At 35.3% G+C, this 20,246-nt stretch carries 23 protein-coding genes and 1 pseudogene; 13 read left to right on the top strand and 11 right to left on the bottom strand.

All coding sequences use genetic code 11. The annotated features are described in order from the left end of the window. Positions 1-19: 19 nt before the first annotated feature. Positions 20-2,911, bottom strand: a complete 2,892-nt coding sequence (locus tag NSU17_RS05995) for a DEAD/DEAH box helicase (protein ID WP_340704572.1) — start codon at positions 2,909-2,911, stop codon at positions 20-22. Between the two features lie 19 nt (positions 2,912-2,930). Beyond that, complete coding sequence (locus tag NSU17_RS05990) at positions 2,931-3,329, bottom strand: (deoxy)nucleoside triphosphate pyrophosphohydrolase (protein ID WP_340704571.1); 399 nt, start codon at positions 3,327-3,329, stop codon at positions 2,931-2,933. Positions 3,330-3,565: 236 nt separating this feature from the next. Between NSU17_RS05990 and NSU17_RS05985 the strand changes: the two are divergent. The 7 genes and pseudogenes from NSU17_RS05985 to NSU17_RS05955 all read left to right on the top strand — a co-directional run bounded on the left by NSU17_RS05985 (position 3,566) and on the right by NSU17_RS05955 (position 9,688). Beyond that, positions 3,566-4,926 (top strand): annotated as a pseudogene (locus tag NSU17_RS05985) (transposase). 329 nt (positions 4,927-5,255) lie between these two features. Next, a complete protein-coding gene (locus tag NSU17_RS05980) occupies positions 5,256-5,699 on the top strand; it encodes an SgcJ/EcaC family oxidoreductase (RefSeq protein ID WP_339289350.1) in 444 nt (147 codons plus the stop codon). Positions 5,700-6,282: 583 nt separating this feature from the next. Next, positions 6,283-6,519: a hypothetical protein gene (locus NSU17_RS05975; protein WP_016837414.1), complete on the top strand. Its 237-nt coding sequence runs from the start codon at positions 6,283-6,285 to the stop codon at positions 6,517-6,519. Between the two features lie 437 nt (positions 6,520-6,956). Continuing rightward, the gene (locus tag NSU17_RS05970) at positions 6,957-7,571 is read left to right on the top strand and encodes a flavin reductase family protein (RefSeq protein WP_340704570.1); all 615 of its coding nucleotides are present in this window, start codon (positions 6,957-6,959) and stop codon (positions 7,569-7,571) included. A gap of 102 nt (positions 7,572-7,673) precedes the next feature. Beyond that, positions 7,674-8,918 carry a sensor domain-containing diguanylate cyclase gene (locus tag NSU17_RS05965; protein ID WP_340704569.1) on the top strand — a complete coding sequence of 415 codons (1,245 nt, stop codon included), beginning with the start codon at positions 7,674-7,676 and terminating at the stop codon, positions 8,916-8,918. Between the two features lie 107 nt (positions 8,919-9,025). After that, positions 9,026-9,163 carry a hypothetical protein gene (locus NSU17_RS05960; RefSeq protein ID WP_016837410.1) on the top strand — a complete coding sequence of 46 codons (138 nt, stop codon included), beginning with the start codon at positions 9,026-9,028 and terminating at the stop codon, positions 9,161-9,163. Positions 9,164-9,412: 249 nt separating this feature from the next. After that, positions 9,413-9,688 carry a CC/Se motif family (seleno)protein gene (locus NSU17_RS05955; RefSeq protein ID WP_016837409.1) on the top strand — a complete coding sequence of 92 codons (276 nt, stop codon included), beginning with the start codon at positions 9,413-9,415 and terminating at the stop codon, positions 9,686-9,688. A 133-nt stretch (positions 9,689-9,821) separates the two neighbouring features. Here NSU17_RS05955 and NSU17_RS05950 read toward each other — a convergent pair whose 3' ends face one another. After that, complete coding sequence (locus NSU17_RS05950) at positions 9,822-10,004, bottom strand: hypothetical protein (protein ID WP_340704568.1); 183 nt, start codon at positions 10,002-10,004, stop codon at positions 9,822-9,824. Positions 10,005-10,149: 145 nt separating this feature from the next. Here NSU17_RS05950 and NSU17_RS05945 point away from each other — a divergent pair, with 145 nt between their 5' ends. After that, positions 10,150-10,728 (top strand): YdhK family protein, encoded by a 579-nt coding sequence (locus NSU17_RS05945; protein ID WP_340704567.1) that lies wholly within the window; start codon positions 10,150-10,152, stop codon positions 10,726-10,728. A gap of 137 nt (positions 10,729-10,865) precedes the next feature. Here the strand turns inward: NSU17_RS05945 and NSU17_RS05940 are convergent, their stop codons facing one another. The 4 genes from NSU17_RS05940 to NSU17_RS05925 form a co-directional block, all read right to left on the bottom strand. Further along, positions 10,866-11,063 (bottom strand): hypothetical protein, encoded by a 198-nt coding sequence (locus tag NSU17_RS05940; protein ID WP_340432414.1) that lies wholly within the window; start codon positions 11,061-11,063, stop codon positions 10,866-10,868. Between the two features lie 41 nt (positions 11,064-11,104). Next, positions 11,105-11,704 carry a hypothetical protein gene (locus NSU17_RS05935; protein WP_340704566.1) on the bottom strand — a complete coding sequence of 200 codons (600 nt, stop codon included), beginning with the start codon at positions 11,702-11,704 and terminating at the stop codon, positions 11,105-11,107. Positions 11,705-11,932: 228 nt separating this feature from the next. Beyond that, positions 11,933-13,099, bottom strand: a complete 1,167-nt coding sequence (locus NSU17_RS05930; RefSeq protein ID WP_340704565.1) for an aminotransferase — start codon at positions 13,097-13,099, stop codon at positions 11,933-11,935. Next, entirely contained in the window at positions 13,100-13,597 is a 498-nt protein-coding gene (locus NSU17_RS05925; RefSeq protein WP_016837404.1) for an Lrp/AsnC family transcriptional regulator, read from the bottom strand. A gap of 168 nt (positions 13,598-13,765) precedes the next feature. On the opposite strand from NSU17_RS05925, the gene NSU17_RS05920 reads away from it, so the two are divergent. Further along, entirely contained in the window at positions 13,766-14,131 is a 366-nt protein-coding gene (locus tag NSU17_RS05920) for a hypothetical protein (RefSeq protein WP_339289341.1), read from the top strand. A 44-nt stretch (positions 14,132-14,175) separates the two neighbouring features. On the opposite strand, the gene NSU17_RS05915 is transcribed toward NSU17_RS05920, so the two are convergent. Both NSU17_RS05915 and NSU17_RS05910 read right to left on the bottom strand, forming a co-directional pair. Continuing rightward, on the bottom strand, positions 14,176-15,387 hold the full coding sequence (locus NSU17_RS05915; protein ID WP_232019906.1) for a DUF5068 domain-containing protein: 1,212 nt from the start codon (positions 15,385-15,387) through the stop codon (positions 14,176-14,178). A 281-nt stretch (positions 15,388-15,668) separates the two neighbouring features. Further along, positions 15,669-16,280 (bottom strand): LysE/ArgO family amino acid transporter, encoded by a 612-nt coding sequence (locus NSU17_RS05910; protein WP_016837400.1) that lies wholly within the window; start codon positions 16,278-16,280, stop codon positions 15,669-15,671. A gap of 102 nt (positions 16,281-16,382) precedes the next feature. Between NSU17_RS05910 and NSU17_RS05905 the strand changes: the two genes are divergently transcribed. Next, entirely contained in the window at positions 16,383-17,834 is a 1,452-nt protein-coding gene (locus NSU17_RS05905; protein WP_016837399.1) for an aminotransferase-like domain-containing protein, read from the top strand. Between the two features lie 143 nt (positions 17,835-17,977). On the opposite strand, the gene NSU17_RS05900 is transcribed toward NSU17_RS05905, so the two are convergent. Further along, positions 17,978-18,121: a hypothetical protein gene (locus tag NSU17_RS05900; RefSeq protein WP_016837398.1), complete on the bottom strand. Its 144-nt coding sequence runs from the start codon at positions 18,119-18,121 to the stop codon at positions 17,978-17,980. Positions 18,122-18,249: 128 nt separating this feature from the next. Between NSU17_RS05900 and NSU17_RS05895 the strand changes: the two genes are divergently transcribed. Further along, a complete protein-coding gene (locus NSU17_RS05895; protein ID WP_016837397.1) occupies positions 18,250-18,633 on the top strand; it encodes a hypothetical protein in 384 nt (127 codons plus the stop codon). A gap of 78 nt (positions 18,634-18,711) precedes the next feature. Here NSU17_RS05895 and NSU17_RS05890 read toward each other — a convergent pair whose 3' ends face one another. Next, entirely contained in the window at positions 18,712-18,864 is a 153-nt protein-coding gene (locus tag NSU17_RS05890; protein WP_168411853.1) for a hypothetical protein, read from the bottom strand. 197 nt (positions 18,865-19,061) lie between these two features. Here NSU17_RS05890 and NSU17_RS05885 point away from each other — a divergent pair, with 197 nt between their 5' ends. Together NSU17_RS05885 and NSU17_RS05880 are read left to right on the top strand one after the other, a co-directional pair. Then, positions 19,062-19,481, top strand: a complete 420-nt coding sequence (locus tag NSU17_RS05885; protein ID WP_016837395.1) for a hypothetical protein — start codon at positions 19,062-19,064, stop codon at positions 19,479-19,481. A 124-nt stretch (positions 19,482-19,605) separates the two neighbouring features. Then, positions 19,606-20,166 carry an NADPH-dependent FMN reductase gene (locus tag NSU17_RS05880; protein WP_016837394.1) on the top strand — a complete coding sequence of 187 codons (561 nt, stop codon included), beginning with the start codon at positions 19,606-19,608 and terminating at the stop codon, positions 20,164-20,166. Positions 20,167-20,246 lie beyond the last annotated feature (80 nt).

The raw sequence follows: 20,246 nt of genomic DNA, 5'->3' as shown, positions 1-20,246 counted from the left end.
TTTTAATTTTTTTAAGATTTTATTCTTCCACTAAATAATGATAAATATCATACTTAACTGGTTGTTCCAAAATCAAATTCATTGAAACAACCGGGAGGATTTTACCGTTATCGTCCATCATTGTATCATTTCTTGCACTGTTATCATCAATATTTACTTCACCTAAATAATAAAAATCTGTTCCTTCTCCATCATCTTTTTTTATAAATAGATAAATTTTCATTCCAGTTTCTTTGTAAGATAAAATATTTTTCACTTCTTTAGAGTTCAAAGTCAAACGATTACGAGTAAACCATCGAAACAGTTCTGGAGAGAGGAATTCATCCCCATATGCTTGACTTGATTCCACATTATCTTTCTTGTGATATGTTACAAATATAGGACAGGTATTGTATTTTGCTCGATAACCATATATTGTTGATGAATCGTCATGAGGCCAATTTAATAGCCTACATGCATCACGTCGGGAGTATTTTTCATATAAAGTTAAGGGTTTTGTTTTATCATATTTTTGGTTCTTAATATATCCGCATCTCACAATATCTTCAATTAATTCTCTAAAATAATTATTACGTAGACATTCTTGAATATCATTATTAAAAGTATATTTTCCGTTTTCTATTTCAATAATTGGTTTTAAACCGTACTTTTCAATATCTTTTTGTGTAAAGAATTTCAATGAAAAAATTGTTTCTACAGATTTAATTGTTGCTTCATCAACATAAGTACCGAATTCTTTTAACTTCTTAATATAATTTTGTTTTAAAACGGAATCACTTTCCAGTAACAATTCAATTAAAATGATTTCATGAATTCTTTTTCCATTAATAAATTCTTTTGAAATCATTGTAAGTACAGATTGTTCGTAATCGGAAAGATTCGGTACATCTTCTTTCATTTTTAATAAGAAAGAGTGATAGTTATCAGAAGATTTAATGATCACTTCAGGATCTATTGAGTTTTGTAGAATAAAATCATATAAGGTTGGGATTCTACCAATACGATTTTTTAATTCCATATAGGCTTCTCGTAACATTTTTAATGTTGATAAATTTGTATTGTTTATGGATTCGAAAATGCGTTTCTTTGCAATTTCTTCAAAGTTAATGGTAGAAACTCCACTGATATAATCAGTATTAACAGTTTTTCGTCGAATATTATCTTTATTTAATGATTGATCTCCTGATAAAGCAATAGGAATTAAATAGTTATTTTTATAGTTTCCAATAAAGTCGATAATTGTAACATAGTCTTTCGATGGATGTTTACGTAAACCGCGACCTAATTGCTGAATAAAAATAATGCTTGATTGAGTTTGACGAAGCATAACAATCTGATTTAAGAAGGGGATATCTATACCTTCGTTAAATATATCTACAGTTACTATGTATTCTAATTCGCCTTTTTCTAATTTTTCGATTGCTTTCTCACGTTCTTCTTGTGTGTTATCCCCAGTTAGTGCAATTGTTTTTAAGCCTCTAGCATTTAAAGCCGTTGAAAGATTGTGAGCCTCTTCTTTTGAACTACAGAACATAAGTCCTTTTACGCTATCACCGGAATAACCGTAGTAATTTAATTTTTCAATAATATGATGAACTCTTTCATTAGATATAAGTTTTCTTAGATCGGAAGTATCGTCAATTAATTCTCCATTTTTTTCATAGTCAATAACACCGAAATAATGGAAAGGGCATAACATATCTTCTGCTAAAGCAGCTTGTAATCGTATTTCGTAAGCAATGTTGTAATCAAATAATTCATATATATTGAAATTGTCTGTCCGTTCAGGCGTTGCTGTCATACCAAGCATAAATTTAGGAGTAAAATAATTAATTACTTTTAAGTAAGATGCTGCTCCGGCTTTATGTACTTCATCAATTAAAATATAATCAAAATAGTCTTGCTCAAATAGTTTGAGATAAGAATCTTTTGAAATTGTTTGAATAGTGGCGAATAAGTATTTAGCATTTATATCTTTTGAATTTCCTGAAAGTATACCAAAATCTTCTTCTTGTCCACCAAGGATTTTTTTATAATCTTGCATGGCTTTCTTTAAAATTTGTTCTCGATGTACAATAAACAACATTCTGTTTGGTGCAAAATTTCGGACGTCAAAAGCAGACAAATAGGTTTTTCCTGTACCAGTTGCAGAGATAATTAATCCTTTTTTTGCACCAGTTTCTCGTAATTTTTTTAATTCCTTTAATGCAGCCGATTGCATTTTATTTGGTTTAATTGATAGGCTTTCAGCTAAAGAATTAGTTAAATATGTTGTGTTCAGCTCTAGAACATTTGAAGATTTTGAAGAAACAAAAGGTTTTAATTGGTAAATTTGTTTGTAATCATTAATCCATTCGTTCGTTAGTTGAGTTCCTTCATTCCAAGCAACTTCAAATTGATTTTTAAAGTGATTGATAATTTCCCCATTTTCTAAAGACGTTAAAAAAACGTTCCATTCGTAGTTCGTTTTTAATGCTCTATCGGTTAAGTTAGAACTACCAACTATAAGGGAGTAATAGTCTTGATGTTCAAATATGTAACCTTTTGCGTGAAAATCTTTCTCGTTTGTTATTCGCACTTCAACATTTTCTAGTTTTAATAATTCTTTAAACATTTTTGGTTGATTAAAATTTAGGAAAGTAGAGGTAAGAATCCTACCTTTAATACCTTTTTGTTTTAAGTCATAAAGCATTGTTTTTAATGTAGCAAGACCACCTTCAGTAATGAAGGCAACAGAAAAATAAAACGTTTTACATGTTTTTAATTCTTGTAGTAAAGTTGACAAAACAGTTTCTTGTTTTTTGTTTGTTAGTAGTTTCGGTTTGAATTGAGCAGTAACGGGTTTATTTTTATCAATGAATCCTTTGTATAGGGAATTTTCGATTTTTTTTAATAATTGTTGTTGATTCATTTCATTACCACCACATTATTTACAATTGTTCTCTTGCTATCTTTTTAACAGCCGGTATATCTGCAGGAGCAAAGTTGAGTTTTTCAATGTCTTTACGAGAAACCCATTTAGTTTCAGCGTGTTCTCGTGCTATAGGTTCTCCTTTGATTAGTTTCGCCATATACGTTTCCAAACGAACAATTACTTTTTCATATTCGTAGGTTGTGTCTTCAACCTTCTGCCCTACTTTTATTAAACAATTAAATTCTTCCTTAATTTCTCGAGCTAAAGCTTGTTCAGGTGTTTCATTCTCCTCTATTTTTCCGCCTGGAAATTCCCAATAGTTTGGTAAAGTCATTTCAGGCCCTCTTAAAGCACAAAAAATTTCATTTCTTTCATTTTCAATAATTGCTCCTACTACATGGACTTTCTTTTTCATAAGTATTATCACCTTTAAATTTTTTAGTAAATAATATTTTAATTATACTAAATGAATATTGAGATATTAATATTAGATAGTAGAATAAAACAGTGTTGTGTTTACATATGAGTTAACTTCATAATTCTCACCCCTTGATTTTCAAGGGATTCAAGACAATAAAAAATGGGTACCTCCCCAAATTTCGTTATAATGGTAGGTAACCAAACAAACCATACGAAAGAGGTGAGTACCCTATGACTATTGTAAAACAAATTTCTCTTTTTGACATCCATCAATTATTAGAAATGGAAAGTTCCCATCGTTATGATGCCATTTTTAGTGCAATCGACATTCAGCCTATATTTCAATTGTTTTCTAAAAAGACATTGAAAGGTGCACCACGCCACGTGAATGGAATGATGGTGCAATGATTCAATCGCTGATTATTCGTATTGTCGAACGAATTCCAACAATGAAGGATTTAGTCAAACGTTTGGTCCATGATCCTTTATTTCGTTTCGACTGTGGATTCCTTGTGTCTGATGTCGTACCATCTGAAAGCTCTTATTCACGCATGATTCAAGTCATTAGTGAATCAGATGTGCTAGATAAAATGAACGATACACTCATCAAAACAGCGATGTTGGAAGGCTTTCTAAATGATGAACATGTCGCCATCGATGCGAGTCACTTTGAAGCTCGTGATGCTTTCACACCATCAGAAAAGAAAGCACCTAAAACTCCTAAAAAACGTGGTCGTAAAACTAAAGCTGAACGAGCTGTTTGGTTAGCCGAACAAGTAGAGAAAAAAGGAAATCAATCAACCTATGAAAAAGAACTGAAAGAACAGCTGGATATCCCATTAGAAACCCTTTGGAAGGATGTACCGATTGAGCCAAAATGGGGTGTGAAAAAGAATAGTAAAGGAAAAAATACATTCTGGTTTGGTTATAAAGCCCATTTAGCTGTTTCGACGAAAAGTCAATATATCATCACTCGTTTGATGTCCTCAGGTAATTTAAGTGATTGTAAAGCTGCGATTCCATTATTGAAAAAACTTCATCACTTAGGAAACGGTCAATTTACAATCGCTATATTTGATGCTGGTTATGATGTTGAACCTATTTACCGTCAAGCCGTATCACAGTCCATGCGAGTCGTGATTCCTTACAACGTTCGCCGAGAAGGAGAATATATAGGATTCGATGAACATTTTCGTCCAACCTGTGTGCGTGAACATAGTTACCAATATGACAGCTTTGACGCTAAGTACAATACATTAAAATTCACACGTCCAAAGGAATGTGCAACTTGCCCATTACGAGAAGACACCCTTTGCCAAAAAGTTTTCAAAATCAAATGTGATATAGATATCCGTAAATTTACCTATCCAGCACGTGGGACAGAACGATGGAAACAGCTTTATCAAGAACGTACAGCAGTCGAACGCGTTAACGCTTATTTAAAGGAATACTTTCAATTAAACAATGTCCGTCATCGTACAGGAAAGAAAGCAAAAATGCATTTCAATCTGGTGACGTTAATTTATAATACCTGCAAACTAGCAGTTGATCGAATCAATGCTTTATTACAGCAACAAAACCAAGTTGCATAATTAAAAAAACAAAGTTTTTAGTATAGGGGTACTCTATACTTCAGACTATGATTGATGAAATTGATTCATATAATAAAATTGTTTTTTTAAATTGCTCAACGATACTGACAGATATACATTACTATCATCACTATATGTTAAGTTAAAATTTATTCATTGTATTTCTTTACAGTGCTATTAACAAATCCTCAATTTTTATCGAAAAATTATTGATTTTCGAGTATTATCAAACCATAGCAGTATTTTGTACGTGGTAGAAGTGCTGTTATATCAAAGCATGGGAAATGCGTACACTGAGTAGTGTTTGCTGCTTTAGGGGAGGGAAAGAAATGTCTAGTAAACTAGAAATCCAAAAACTATATGAACAATGGATTGAAGCATGGAATCGACGGGACGCAGAAGGCATGGCTGCTTTGTTTGGAGAAGAAGGGGTGCAGATTGGATTTGATGGAAGTATGGCGATTGGACAGGAAGAAATCCTCTCGCATTTAGCGCCTATTTTTGAAAGTCATCCAACGGCTCCTTATGTAACGAAGGTGAAGGATATTCGTTTTTTAGGAAGCGATATTGCCTTCTTACGTGCGATTGCTGGGATGGTCCCGCCTGGAGAATCGGATATTGAAACTTCCGTCAATGCTCATCATACAGTTGTAGCGGTGAGAAAAGACGATCACTGGTTTATTGAATTGTTTCAAAATACACCTGCTCAGTTCCATGGAAGACCTGAACTTGTCGAAGCCATGACAATAGAGTTGCGGGAACTACTTTCGTAATTTGTTCGCTATAGGTATTTAGGCAACCAACGTTTTGTTGATTGCCTTATTTTTATTTACTTTTGAAACAATGTTCCGTACATATCCTGTAATTCTTTTGCGCTATTTTGCCATTGAACAGGTTCGCGATTCCCCATTTGGACTAGTATATTTAGCATCGATAGCTGTTTATGGGTAATGTCATGATGCCTCCTTGTTCCACATCATCTAATGAATTAAATCCACTATTTCACGTGAAGAAAATTGTTTTGGCAATTCTAACGTTAGCGATATAGGTCGTTCTTTCCCATCATCAAAGTGTATCATCCCACCAACTTTACATTCCATTTCTCCTGTTGCAAAAAGAGTGTAGCACTCAAGGGCGATTAAAAGATCAAATCATTTCACAATCTTTTTGGAAAATGCATTCAAATGTTAGTGCATACCGACCGTTTACTTCATCCGTATTCAATTATCTTCTCAATACTCCACACAGCTTCTAGAAGATACGCACGAAAAAATTACGAATGATTGGAATTTCTGTAAACAGAGTTCTATTTCCTGTGGAAAATAATACATTGGGGGTAAGAGGGGAGGGATTGTTTTGTCAACGCATCAAAAAGAAGAACTCATCTTATTATTAAAAGCATTTAGTGCTGCATTTGTTGCGACATTTGTGCACATGTTTACGGTCAATGTGCTGAATGTTCATCCGTGGGTTTTATTATTGTGTATTGGTGCAGTGCTGTTTGTGGTGTTTGTAAAGTTTGTCCCGAAACTAACTCCCTTTGCGATTACCTACTTTATAACATCCGTCGTCTGGACGGTCGTGTATTTCTAAAGTGTTAGTAGTGGGGGAAATGGAACGTTGAAAATTGTTGTCTGCTTAGTGATTACAAACGTTGCCATTTTCCTCACAATTTCCATGACAAAGTGCCTTTCTCTCCTTTAAACGACTTTTGCATAAGTCCATTCCCATAAATCCTCATTTAACCTCAATTCTTTATTTTGAATGTAACCTTTATTGAAGAAGCCCTCGTATTCATTGTTTGCACAAGTGCCCAATTTAAGTCCCCAAGACTCTTATTAATTAAGGGGATGGATCTTAAACCAATCCTCAACAAACTCTTTCCATCGTCAGTCCCGCGACATTTCTGAAAAAATAATATTTTCCCCATTCGAAAGTTATATTGAGGAAAATATTTAATTATCATGTAATAAAATAAATCAAGAAGGCTGTAGTGGGCCGGACAATCTTTTAGAAAAGGTGACTTATGCATGCTTTCCATTAATCCAAAAGAAATAAGTGAAAGAGAGAATGATACTTTACTTACTGGTATGATTATTCCTCGACCGATTGCCTTTGTTACGACGATGTCCACTGAAGGCGTTGTCAATGGAGCACCTTTTAGCTATTTTAATATCGTTTCAGCCAACCCACCGATGCTTTCGATTTCTGTACAACGAAAAGATGGAAAAATGAAAGACACTGCTCGAAATATTTACAATACGCAGGAATTTGTTGTGCATGTTGCGGATCATGAAAATATAGAAAAATTTAATTTGGCATCGGCAAACTTACCAAGTGATAAAAGTGAACTGGAATATGCAAAATTAACTCCAGTAGAAAGTGAAATGGTAAGTGTTCCGGGAGTAGAAGAAGCGAAAGTGCGATTGGAATGTAAACTGGTAAAAGGGATTCCTTTAGGGGGCATCAATGGTGAAGGGCCGAGCTGCGATTTATTTATAGGTGAAATTGTGCTCGTGCATTTAGATGAAAAAATCTATGACCATTCATATATTAAAACAAGAGAACTCAATCCTATCAGCCGATTAGCAGGTCCGAAATATGCTACGATAGGCAATATATTTTTAATCGAAAGGCCGAAGTAATACAATATGAAAATGTATAGTTTCATCTTGGTTTTCTGACAATAACAGAAGTGAGCGTCTCATGTTGAGACCCTTTTTTTATCCTTCAAAGGAGAGAATGGAATGGATTTTAAACAATCTGTAGATCCTGATGTATTGGAACTCGTATGGAATAACTCCAATGATGCCTTATTTACTGTTGATTATGATGGGAAAGTGTTAATGGCAAACCCTGCTTTCGCAAAGATTCTTGGGTGTGCGGAGGAAGATTGGCAAGTTCCTAATCATTTACTTGTTTTTCAGGAGCAAGACCAAGAAGAATTTCAACAACTATTGAATACTTTAAAAAGCGGAAAAAATGTTCCCTATTATATGACGAAAAGAAAACGAAAAGATGGAAAAGTATTAGATATTTTAGCTTCCTATGGTGCAGTAAATGAAGGCAATGTCCTTGCGGTTGGTACGTATAAAGATTTTACAGAGCAAATGGAAATTCGACGGAAACTCGAATCGAATCAAGAAAGTTACCGCAATTTATTGGAGTTTTTTCCATATGCGGTTTTTATGATAAAAGATGATGCTGTCATCTACATCAATCAAACTGGCATGGACCTGATTGGCGCTCGTTCCAAAAAAGACGTATTAGGTATGTCTGTATGGCAATTGATTCATACGGAGCAACAGTTTTCGATTAGAAAGTTATTAATAGAAGGAATTCAAACAACAGTACTCGAGAAAATGAAGCGGGTCGATGGGGAAGTTTTGTGGGCGGAAATTACAATGATGCGTGTGTTTTTTGAAGGGCAATATGTGAATCAGCTTGTAGTGAGAGACGTAACCGAGAAGAAACACTATGAGGAACAGTTAAAATATTTTGCGTACCACGATCCGTTAACAGGACTGACGAACCGGCGTTATTTTACAAAAGAAATGAAAAAAGTCGTAGAAGAAGCAAGAAGAAATAATGGCATGTTCGGTGTTATGTTTATCGATATGGATGATTTCAAAAAGGTGAATGATACTCTCGGCCATGAAGTAGGGGACCAATTATTAATAAAATTTGCCGATCGGTTGAAAAAGAATGTGCGTGAAGGAGATGTCCTTTGCCGCATTGGTGGCGACGAATTTCTGATTTTAATTAAAAATATCCGTGGAAAACAAACCCTTGTTGAAATTGCAACGAGGTTACAAAAAGCCTTTCAAGTTCCTTATCAAATAGAGGATCAATCGATAGTCGTCACTTCGAGCATCGGTATTGCCATCTTCCCTCAAGACGGCATTGATGTAAAGACGCTTATATCCAATTCTGATCAAGCTTTATATGAAGCAAAAAAATATCGAAAAGGATTTGTATTCTATAAAGAGTAGAAGAAATGGTATGAGTATAAGATGATGTGCCCGGTATAAGGTCAAAATAAAAAGGAAGAAGCGTATTTTTTTCTTTTTTTGACCATACTCTTTGTGAGGTGAAAAATATGGAGGATTGGCAATACGCACACTTATCGGAAGAACAGTTGGCAGAAATTAAGGCGCTGGAGCATAAACTTGGTGTCGCATTAATAGCCTACGAAAATGAAAACAAACAGGACCATCAAGAACATTTGGAAAACTGATAGGAATTTTTCTTATCAGTTTTTTATTTGGAAAAGAAATCGTTAATAAAAAAGCGACATGATAGGTTTCCCTGAATTCATGAATTTCAATTGCACTTGAATCGAGTAAGTGGAGGGAAGTCGTTTTCGTTCGACTTGCGGTTTATGTGTGATTCTCAATGTAAAGTGCTGTTCCTAAACAAAAGTATTTTCTTCATCTTTTGCATCATATATGATAAAGAAAAAATTTGACCGAAACGGGGGAGGAACATGCACGTAGAAATCCATGAGGGTGTAAAAGACTGGATTCGTTCAAAGGGGAATCAATTAACGGTGCAATTGTTAGAAGTGAAAGGGTGTTGTGCTCCAGATATCCAAGAGCTCGTTGTGTTGCCAAGAAAACCGAAGAATGTGCAAAACTATCGAGAGTTTACCATAGATGACTTGTCTGTTTATGTACAAACTCCTATTGCTATGAAAGAAAAGCTCGTTCTTCAATTAAAGGGATTTGGCATTTTTAAAACGGTTATAGCAAGAGTGCAATAAGTAGTTATCATGGGGCCGTCTGAAAAGTCATATTGAGATGTCCCCTTTGCGACGAGGATTGTGCAAACTTGTTTCGACTACTGTAGGAGAGAGATTTTTAAAAGCTAAAGAAAGCGAGAGGGGTGGAAAGCCCCTATTTTTTTTTGAAAATCGTTGTGTTTTCGATTCGTATGGAATCTACTTCTCCACAATGTAAACAAAATGTGTAAATTTTATTTGCACCACTCATCGACATGAGGTTTGGTTTAATTGGCATGTAGTCTGTGCCTTCTGCAAATTCCGTTCCTCCGCATTTAAAACATTTTTTTGTTTCCATATCCATCCTCCCCTTTTTATTCATAATTACGATTCTTTTTCCAATTGGTTTCAAAAGCGTTTGAATTAGGGTTCAATTAGGCAGATTTATGTATATAAAGATGAAAATTGACAAACCTAATAATAAAAAGCAGGGGAGGGTTTTCATGAAAAAAAATTGGGCTTTTACATTATTTTTACTATCTTTTTTATTCACTGTTGTAGCATGTGGAGATACATCTGAACAAATAGACAAGAATAAAGTGGAAAATCAACAAACTTCTGAAGAACAAGTAGAAACGAAACAAGCAGATGCCATTGAAGATCGTTCTGGAAAAGTACCGTTAGACTTAAAAGTGGCAGACAATCCAGCCTTCCCAGTTGGCAGTAAAGTAAAAATTTATGCAAACCATATGGATGGCATGGAAGGAGCAGAAGGAGTAGTTGTCGGAGCTTATGATACAACGGCTTACTCTGTATCTTTTAGACCAACAGATGGCGGTGAGGAAGTAAAACATTATAAATGGGTGATTCATGAGGAGTTAGAAGGAGCAAGTGGAGATCCAATGGAACCTGGTAGGGAATTGGTAATTAATACAGAACATATACCAGGCATGAGAGGTGCATCGGCAACGATTGAAACGGCAGAAGAAGGACCTGTCTACATGGTGGACTTTACAACAACAACAGGAGAAGAAGTAAAAAACTACAAATGGCTAGTTGAAGGGGAACTTGTTGCTCCGTAAACGCACACTTTTTGACTGATACTTCCGCTTGACAAGGCGGTATGCTAGATGTGATTACTATAAGGAGAGAAATATTCATCATAAGGAGTCGGTCCTGATCCAAAAGTTTTGGACTTTTAGATCAGGCTTTTTCACGTCTAAGTAAATACAAAAATAAGCAGGCTAGCCGCAAATAACAAATAGCCAACTTGAATTAGGATATACATCGTCCGTTCAAAAGCAGTCAACGCTCGGTGTTTTCGTGCTTTTTCTAATTGGCGTAAATAAACAATAGAAGTAATAATCATGATGATGACATAAATGGAAAATAAAATTTCTGATACAATATTATCCAAATTTTCAACTCCTTTACAGAAGTTATTTATCACCCTCAATTTTAATCTTCATGTTCTTCAATTTTCATTTTCACTAGTAGGACATACTTAGAGTCTTGAATCATTTGTTCGACTTCTTTTTCATCTTGTAAATCGTAAACTGCCATTTCATTTTCTGATGCTCGATATACTCCTAATAGATAGGACTGATTTAATTCTAATGTTTCTTCATTTAAAGCATATTTCCATTCGCTAATGATGTTTTCGGAATTGGGGATATCAATTTTTGTTGGCTTCAATGAGATGTTGTTGGAATAAATAAATAGATATGATCCATCGACGGTTTCAAACATACCGATTCCTAAAGGACCCTGCTCTGTTTTGTTAGGGCTTAATCCATAAGCCAATTGAGCGGCCGATTGTTCTTTTTGTTTTCCATCCTGATAACTTTCCACCCAAATCGTTACCCACGTTTGATCCGCATTATTTAATTTGAAATCAAAGTTTAATAGGTTGCCAATTCTGAGTTCTTGAAAGGTTTTACCATATCCGGTGTCAGGTTTGGCTTCTATCGTTGCAGGAACGTCGTCATTGGTGGTAGAACAAGCGGCGAGAAGGATGATTGAAAACAACAATAAGTTACTAAATAACTTGTATTTCAAATGAATCACCTCAGTAAAAAATTTCAAAAAATAGATTTTGTTATAAAGGAGTGTAGCAAGGAAATGAAAAAAGAGAAAGTTGCAAATGTCCTGTTTTTTTGGAGGGAGAAGGAAGGGAAGAAATGAATATTTAAAATAAAGTTGCAAGTATTTCGCCAAAGTTATCATGTTCAATAAAAAAACAGACTGCTAAGCAACCTTAACAGCCTGTACAAATCAAGTCTAATATTACAACGAATCAATAAAGTGTTTAATTCGTTTCATTGCTTCTTTTAATTCTTCCATTGATGTTGCGTAAGAGCAGCGGATATGGCCTTCGCCGCTTTCGCCAAAGACATCACCTGGTACAACGGCAACGCTTTGTTCTAACAATAATCGTTCTGCAAATTCTTGAGAACTGAGTCCAGTTAATTCAATGGAAGGGAAGGCATAGAAAGCACCTCCTGGCATGTGGCAAGTAAGCCCCATTTCATTAAAGGAATTCACAATGAAATTACGGCGGAGACGATAACTTTTCACCATTTTCTCCACTTCGCCTTGTCCATTGCGCAACGCTTCCAAACCGGCATATTGTGAATTTGTTGATGCACACATCAATGCATATTGATGAACTTTCAACATTGCACTTGCAATTTCTTCCGGTGCACATACATAACCTAGTCGCCAACCTGTCATGGCAAAGGCTTTTGAGAATCCATTCACTAAAATGGTTCTTTCCCGCATACTAGGGAGAGAGGCCATACTTGTAAAGGAATCATCATATGTAAGTTCGGCATAAATTTCATCCGATATCACGAGTAGATCATATTTTTTGGCAATTTCCGCAAGAGCTTCTAACTCTGTTCTATTTAAGAGCGTCCCTGTAGGATTGTTAGGGAAGCAAATAATCATCGCTTTCGTTTTGTGCGTGATTGCTGCTTCAATTTGACTTGGTAAAATTTTAAAGTCATTTTCTTTTAACGCTTGCACTGGGACTGGGATGCCGCCTGCAAGAGTGACGGTAGGGCTGTATGATACGAAGCAGGGTTCTACAACAATAACTTCATCGCCTGGATCGATAATCGTGCGCATCGCTGTATCGATTGCTGAACTTGCCCCCACTGTGACAATGACTTCGGAAGGGGAATACTCCACATGATAACGGTTTTTTACATAATTTGTGATTTCTTCGCGTAGTTCTAGAAGACCCGCATTCGGTGTATAGGAAGTATATCCTTCTTCAATGGAACGGATCGCCGCTTCTCGAACATGCCAAGGAGTGACGAAATCAGGTTCACCAACACCTAGGGAGATGACGCCTTCCATTCCTGCAGCTAAATCAAAAAAACGACGAATACCTGAGGGTTTTAATTCTCTAACTGTTCTGGAAATATATGTACTTTTTGTTGCCTTCATTTATGACACCACAATTCTTTTATCTTTTTTCTCTTGTTCTAAAATAATTCCATCATGTTTGTATTTTTTCAAGATGAAATGAGTTGTTGTTGATACGACAGATTCCAATGTAGACAATTTTTGTGATACAAAATTTGCCACTTCATTTAAAGTATTGCCTTCAACAATAACGGATAAGTCATAAGTACCGGACATTAAATAAACAGATTGCACTTCATCATAACGATAAATTTTTTCAGCAATCTCATCGAAGCCAACGCCTTGTTTAGGGGTTACTTTCACATCAATCATTGCTCGAACGCCTTGATGTTCATCGATTTTTGTCCAGTCAATCATTGTTAAATATTTAACAATGACTTGATCACTCTCAAGTTTTTTTAGAATGGATTCTGTTTCTTCTATACTTAAGCCCACCATTTTTGCAAGGTCTGCTGTTTCGATTCGAGCGTCTTTCTCTAACACTCCAAGTATTTCTAATTCTTTTTCGTTAAGTTTCATGAAAAAAAGACCCCCAACTATGTGTAGTTTATTTATAGATTTTAGCACTATGAATAGAGAGTTCAAGTACAAATCTGACGAAGTTATTGCGTTTTTCTAAGCATTTAAGTCATCTAAGAGGTGATGGAAAATTTTTGTAGAATCAATGAAATAGGGGGAGAGAAATAGATGAAGAAATATGTATTTATTTTTATGCTGATGTTTTTAGCAGCGTGTCAGACATCTCAATTCAGCATAAGTGAATTAGAGGTTGTTCCGAAAAAAGTGCAAGAGAGAATAGATGAATACGCTAAGCTCCAAATATTGAATACGAAAGGGAATGTTTTTTATATTGTTTATTCATCTACTGCAAATGTAGAAGCAGATTTAGAATTGAACGGGACTACACTAATTGTAAAGCTTGATGAACAAGAAGAGCAAAATACAGAAAGAAAACATGTGTTTAAGGTAACAAAGGACTCTACAAAGGTTGAATATTTAGAAGCATATATAAATGGTGAGTTTGTACCTTTTGATGTCTCTACAGGTGTATAACCTCTTTAAAAAACACCACGCATCGATACGTGGTGTTTTTTTGTTTATCTTGGTAATGTAAAAGTAACTGTCTTTCCTTTAAATTGATCTTTTCCTTCATCATTTGTGAATGGACCAAATTCTAAATCAAATCTCTTGAAAATTTCAAATTCATCTTTTCTAAAAAGAAATACATGATGTTTAACGCCTTGTTCTCCTGGTTGCACTTCTCTTTCATCAGAAGGTTCCACCATGCCGCTAGCAATAGCTGTACCGCGGTTATCATCGATTCTTAATTTTGAACCAATTTGATCAATATTAACTTTTTCACTGGATTGGTTATCGATCAAAAGTCTCACCGTAATTGCCACGACACCGCTATCGCCAAAGTTACGGAAACGTTCTTCATTGCCAGCGGTTGGAATGACTTCTGTATATTGAACACCATCTAACGTAATGATTACATTGTCAATTTGTTTTGTTTCATTGATATTTGATTTTTCAAAAATCATTACTTTATCAGCCCAGTTTGCCGTTGTTAAACGATCTGGGTAAAATTGTGGTGCGTTTCCAACTTCTTTTGCATATTCTTCACTATATACGAAGTCAAACACAGCATCATCAAGGAAGCTTTCTTTGAATGACTCATTTTCAGATACGCCACCTTCAATGACAAACTTCGGTTTTACAGAAGATATAGCTTCAAATTGTTCATTTGTTAAAGTGAATGTGACATAGCCTTCCGCTATTTCACCTGGAGCCCAAGCACGTGTTTGTTCGTTTTGTGGGCGAGGGAAAAGTTCTTTTCTTAAAAATGTAAGGTCAAATGGGATGTAATCTGTTTCGTGTGTTAAACGAATATTAAAATTGAGGTTGTAGTACATATCTTTCTCTGTTGTATTGTTTATGATTGTTTTAGCAATGATGATATAACCTTCTTGTTGGTCATCAAATTGAATAAGAAAATCTCGATTCATATCAGTGACTTTCACAATTTGATAGGCAGGAACGTCGACAATAAAACCTTTCATATCATGGGAATAATTTGCGCTCTCGTTTGTGTATACAACTTCTATATTTCCTTCTGTTGCTTCTTGAATGAGTTTATTTACTTCATCAAAAGATGTAGTTGCTCCGTTTACTTTTTCATTTTTTTCTTCGTTTATGTCTACTTCTACATCTGCATTTTCTTCAAGGTTTTTTGATTCTTCATTTCCACCACAGGCTGCTAATAGCATTGCCAAGAGCGTGACAACGAACCAATGAAATTTACCCACTTTTTCACAACCTTTCAAATTTTTTGTCACGTGAACCATTATATAGAAAATTTTCTCTATTATAAGAGCATCCATCAAAAATGAGAGAAAGGTATAGCATTTTCGAGTTTGGATTATGAAAAAGGTTTGTAAGTAAAGTGGGATAATGTTCATAACATTGAAAAGTTTAAATAGCTAATTGGTATAATTTGTTTTTTGTACAAGCTTGTCAGAAGTAAATGCAATGGCTCTTTATTTAATTAAAAAGGAAAACCTATTCTTAAGCATTTCATTGGAAAAGACTAGAGCTGGCCAAATACATCAGTCATTAAATAAATAGCAGTGCCCCAAATAAAAATGGCTGAACATTTGTTAAAAATCATTAAAATCCTTCCGGAGCGATCTAACTTTTTCAAGACTCCCCCTGCTATGGTTAGGCCAACAAACCAAATCCAAGATACGCTGATGCAGGCTAAGGTAAATAATAATTGTTCGATATCTTCATATTTCAGCGCGCTCGTTCCAATCACACCTATAATGTCTAAAATAGCATGAGGATTCAAGACGGAAACGGAAATCGCAAAGATAATTTGCTTTTTGGCTGGCAACGCGTTGTTTGTTTCAGTGATTGCTGGTTTGCTTTTCCAAATGGCATACCCCATATATAACAAAAATACGACTCCCACCATTAAAAGCCCTATTCGCAACCATTCAAATTGCAACACAATTGCGGATAATCCAAAAACAGCAAGTAAAATTAACAATGTATCGCACATCGCTGCAGTAATTGTCGCAGGAAAGGCGCGGAAAAGATTCGGCTGCATAGCACCTTGTGTAAAAACAAATACATTTTGAACCCCTAAAGGTAAAATCAATCCAAATGCTAAAATGATTCCGTGTAATAGTGGTTCCATTTCTTCACCCCGCTTTCTAAATCAATCATACTTTGTTATAACTAAAAGAAAACGACCAATTGGATGGATTTTGCACCATCCAATTTTAAAGAGGTGATTTTTTTGGACTGGAAACCAGAACGGAATTCCCATTTAACCCTACAAGAACAAATTGTCAATTGGATGCGGTCTCGCATTGAAAGAGGAGATTGGACGGTTGGCACAAAAATTCCACCCCAACGAAAACTTGCGAGCCAATTGAAAGTAAATCGTAGCACGGTGCAACAGGCGATAGAAGAATTAAAAGCGGATGGCTTATTGGAATCGAAAGTGGGTTCTGGAGTCTATGTGGCGAATCATTCTTGGAATGCCCTGTTAAACAAATCCCAACCGAATTGGAAACAACATATTGAATCGAGTATTCATAAACCAAACATTCATACCATTCAATTGATTAATGAATACGAGCAATACGATGACGTCATTCGCCTTGGAACAGGGGAGTTGTCACCGGAATTACTTCCGACAAAAGAGTTGAAGCAGTCTCTTCAATCAATTTCTCTTGATGCGAAAGTAATCGGCTATTCATCACCTCTAGGGAATGAACGATTGCGAAAGATTTTGTGCGAATATTTACAAAAGCGGGGGATTTATACTTTTCCTGAAAATATCTTAATTGTTTCAGGGGCACTTCAAGCATTGCAATTAATTGCTCTTGGCTTGTTAGAGGAAGGCTCAATCGTATTTCATGAAGATCCATCTTATTTAACTTCAGTGCATCCATTTCAATCTGCGGGGATGCAAATGATCTCGGTTCAGCGAAATCAGCATTTACAAGAAACCCTACAATCTTTAAAAAAGAAAAGGCAGTCTATTTTTTATTGCATTCCCTCATTGCATAATCCAACAGGAATAAATTTTTCAGTGGAAGAAAAGAAACAGTTGTATGAAGTGTGCAATGCTTTGCAAATTCCGATTGTGGAAGATGATGTGTACCATGAATTATTATTTGATTCTCCGACACCGCCGATTAAATCCTTCGATTCTTCAGGACAAGTGCTATACATCGGGAGCGTTTCGAAAACGTTAAGTCCAGGATTACGCATTGGTTGGGTAGTAGGGCCAACGCAAGTAATCCAGAGATTAGCCGATATTAAAATGCAAACAGATTATGGGTCTAGCTCCTTCTCACAAGAAATTGTGGCTCACTGGTTATCAACGGAATTATATGAAAATCATGTTTCATGGCTCCGACATCAACTAAAAGAGAGGGTTGCCTTTGTAGAAAAGATATTGGAAGAAGAGTTTAAAGATATTGCCTCATGGAATAAGTCAGCAGGGGGCTTTTATATTTGGCTTAGGTTCCATCAGCCGATTGTCAATAAAGCTTTCTTTTTAAAACTGTTGAATGAAAAGGTTTTGATTAATCCCGGATATATTTATGCTGCAAACGACTTGCATCATATACGACTTTCATACGCATATGCATCTTTTGATGAATTGGCTAAGGGGTTAGAAATTTTGCGGAAAATCTCTAAAGTTTCGATGAATAGAGGAATAGAAGGAAGCGAATAGGAATTTTAAAATTGGAGCTTTGTTTTTTAGCAAAATTCTCTAAAGAGAATGTTAAATTTTTCAATTATCAATATCCATCCTTTACAAAAAAGAGCGAATCGTTCTCTACATTCGCTCTTTTTATGGGCTAGTACCCATTGAAATTAAGTATTTCGGGGTTTTCTTACTTCAGCAGGAGGATTGTTGTGGATTACTTGATTAAACTCTTTTGAATATTCTTCCCGTTGATTAGATCTTTTATTCTCCTTTTTATCTTTCTTAAAACTCGTCTTATTTTTCTTCGCCATCCTTATCACCTCCCAAAAATCTTGAATTTAGCGTGCGTCAATTCAATGAAACTATTCCTTCAAAATTTTTCTCTTTAATGCATAGATCCAAAATGATTTCATAGGAATACGAATGAAGAGGTGACAAAGTGATAAAAAGAGCAATTTTTGTCTTCATTGTTCTCATTGTGCTTACAGCATGCCAAAATACGAAAGAATGGACTTTTGTCGGTGAAACGAAAAATTGGCGAGTTGTCTATGAAGTGGTAATGGAGAAAAAACAGGAATCATCCATACTTCAAATCGAATACATCGGGAAGAAACCAATTCCAAAACAAATCGGCTATCGTATAGAAACACCATCCGGTTCTTCCACTGAAATCGGTTTATTAAATGATCAGGGGATCTTAATGATTACAGATGTTTGTGGGGAATGTACAAATGTAAATGAAGAGACGGAAATCAACATGGCCGTTGAATGGGGCAGACAAATTGAATTGTTTACATTACAATTTGAAAAGATTGAAGAGTGATATGTTTGGATGAAATAAAATGAGTCGTTTCTTCCCATGAGAAACGACTCTTATATGTTTACCCCTTTGTTCATGCCATTAAATATCCGTTTCCATTTCAAATCGAGAATACGCAAAATCATACGTAGCTTCTAACATACGATCAGAAATGTTTACAAGCTGAATTGGTTCAAGTCCAAAATACTTCACCAAAAACTGAACCATATTTTTACGCTCTTTATTGCTCAACAAGGCCATCCCCTCCTATGTGATATATAACAATTATATTATATATAAAACTGATATACAACAGATAAACGCCTAATATTTCGTAAAAATTGTGAAAAGTTTATTTTTAAAAGGATGAAGAATAATAAAAGTAGTCCAAATAGGAGGAGTGCAAACAATATGGTGAACCCACTAAATTTCACGCTGTGGGGTGAGAAGTGATGAACATTTTTCGTGGAGACGCTCACAAAATTTATAAGCGGCTTAAAGAAAATCAAGATGCCATTCATGAATCAAAATATTTAAAAGATCTTTATGAAGTTCGAAAATTTTATGAGTCAATTGAAAGCGATGTGTTGCAATTAATTTACTATCGATTAGTAAAAGAGGAAAATGGGTCAGGCATGATTCCGATTTTTGTTTCGTCCATCCCTTTTTTATTTTTAATTTTTTCCGAGCATCTTCAGAAAATCCTGTTTCAAGAAGGAACGCGAAATTGGATGATTTTCATTGTTTGTTATATCACAGGTATTACATTTGCTTTGTTTCTTCATTTTAGGGAAAAGGCATGGGCGTCTTCCCATATTGAAATGATTAAAGATATTTTGGAAGAACGAAAGAACAAACAGCATGACATATAGATGTGAATATCAAGACAAAATCTATCCATAAAAATTACATTTTCCGACATCATAACTTTTCGACAAATTGGCAACATTGTTATCATAAAGAGTTTTTTAGAAAAATAATTAGGAGGAACTTACAATGTCAGAGAAATTAAAAATTGGGATCATTTTAGGAAGTACACGTGAAGGTCGAGTAAGTCCTCAAGTTGGCAAATGGGTAAAAGAAATAGCTGATAATCGTGAAGAAGCGGAATTTGAAATCGTTGATATCGCTGATTACGACTTGCCTTTTTTTGGTACGACAACATCTGATACAGTAGATCCTCGAGTAGCTAAATGGAATGAAAAATTAGCAAGTTTAGACGGATTTATTTTTATTGTGCAAGAATATAACCACAGTATTACAGGGGCTTTAAAGAACGCGCTCGATTTAGCTAGAGAAGTTTGGAATAATAAAGCGGCTGGCATTGTCAGCTACGGTTCTGTTGGAGGAGCACGTGCTGCTGAACATCTACGCGGGATTTTGGGAGAATTAGCGGTGGCAGATGTTCGGACACACCCTGCGTTATCTCTTTTCACTGATTTTGAAAACATGACAAAGTTCAAACCAGCAGAAATGCATACAAAAACTGTAAATGATATGCTCGACCAACTGCTTAAATGGTCCAAAGCTTTAAAAACAATTCGCAATAACTATTAACTTTATAAAATCTGCTTCAGTTCATACAATGGAGCAGATTTTTTATAGCGAAGAAAGCTGTTAGGAGGGGGAGCTTTATT

This window comes from Ureibacillus sp. FSL K6-2830 (assembly GCF_038004145.1).
Taxonomy (GTDB): domain Bacteria; phylum Bacillota; class Bacilli; order Bacillales_A; family Planococcaceae; genus Ureibacillus; species Ureibacillus thermosphaericus.
This window is presented reverse-complemented; position numbering and strand designations above follow the sequence as displayed.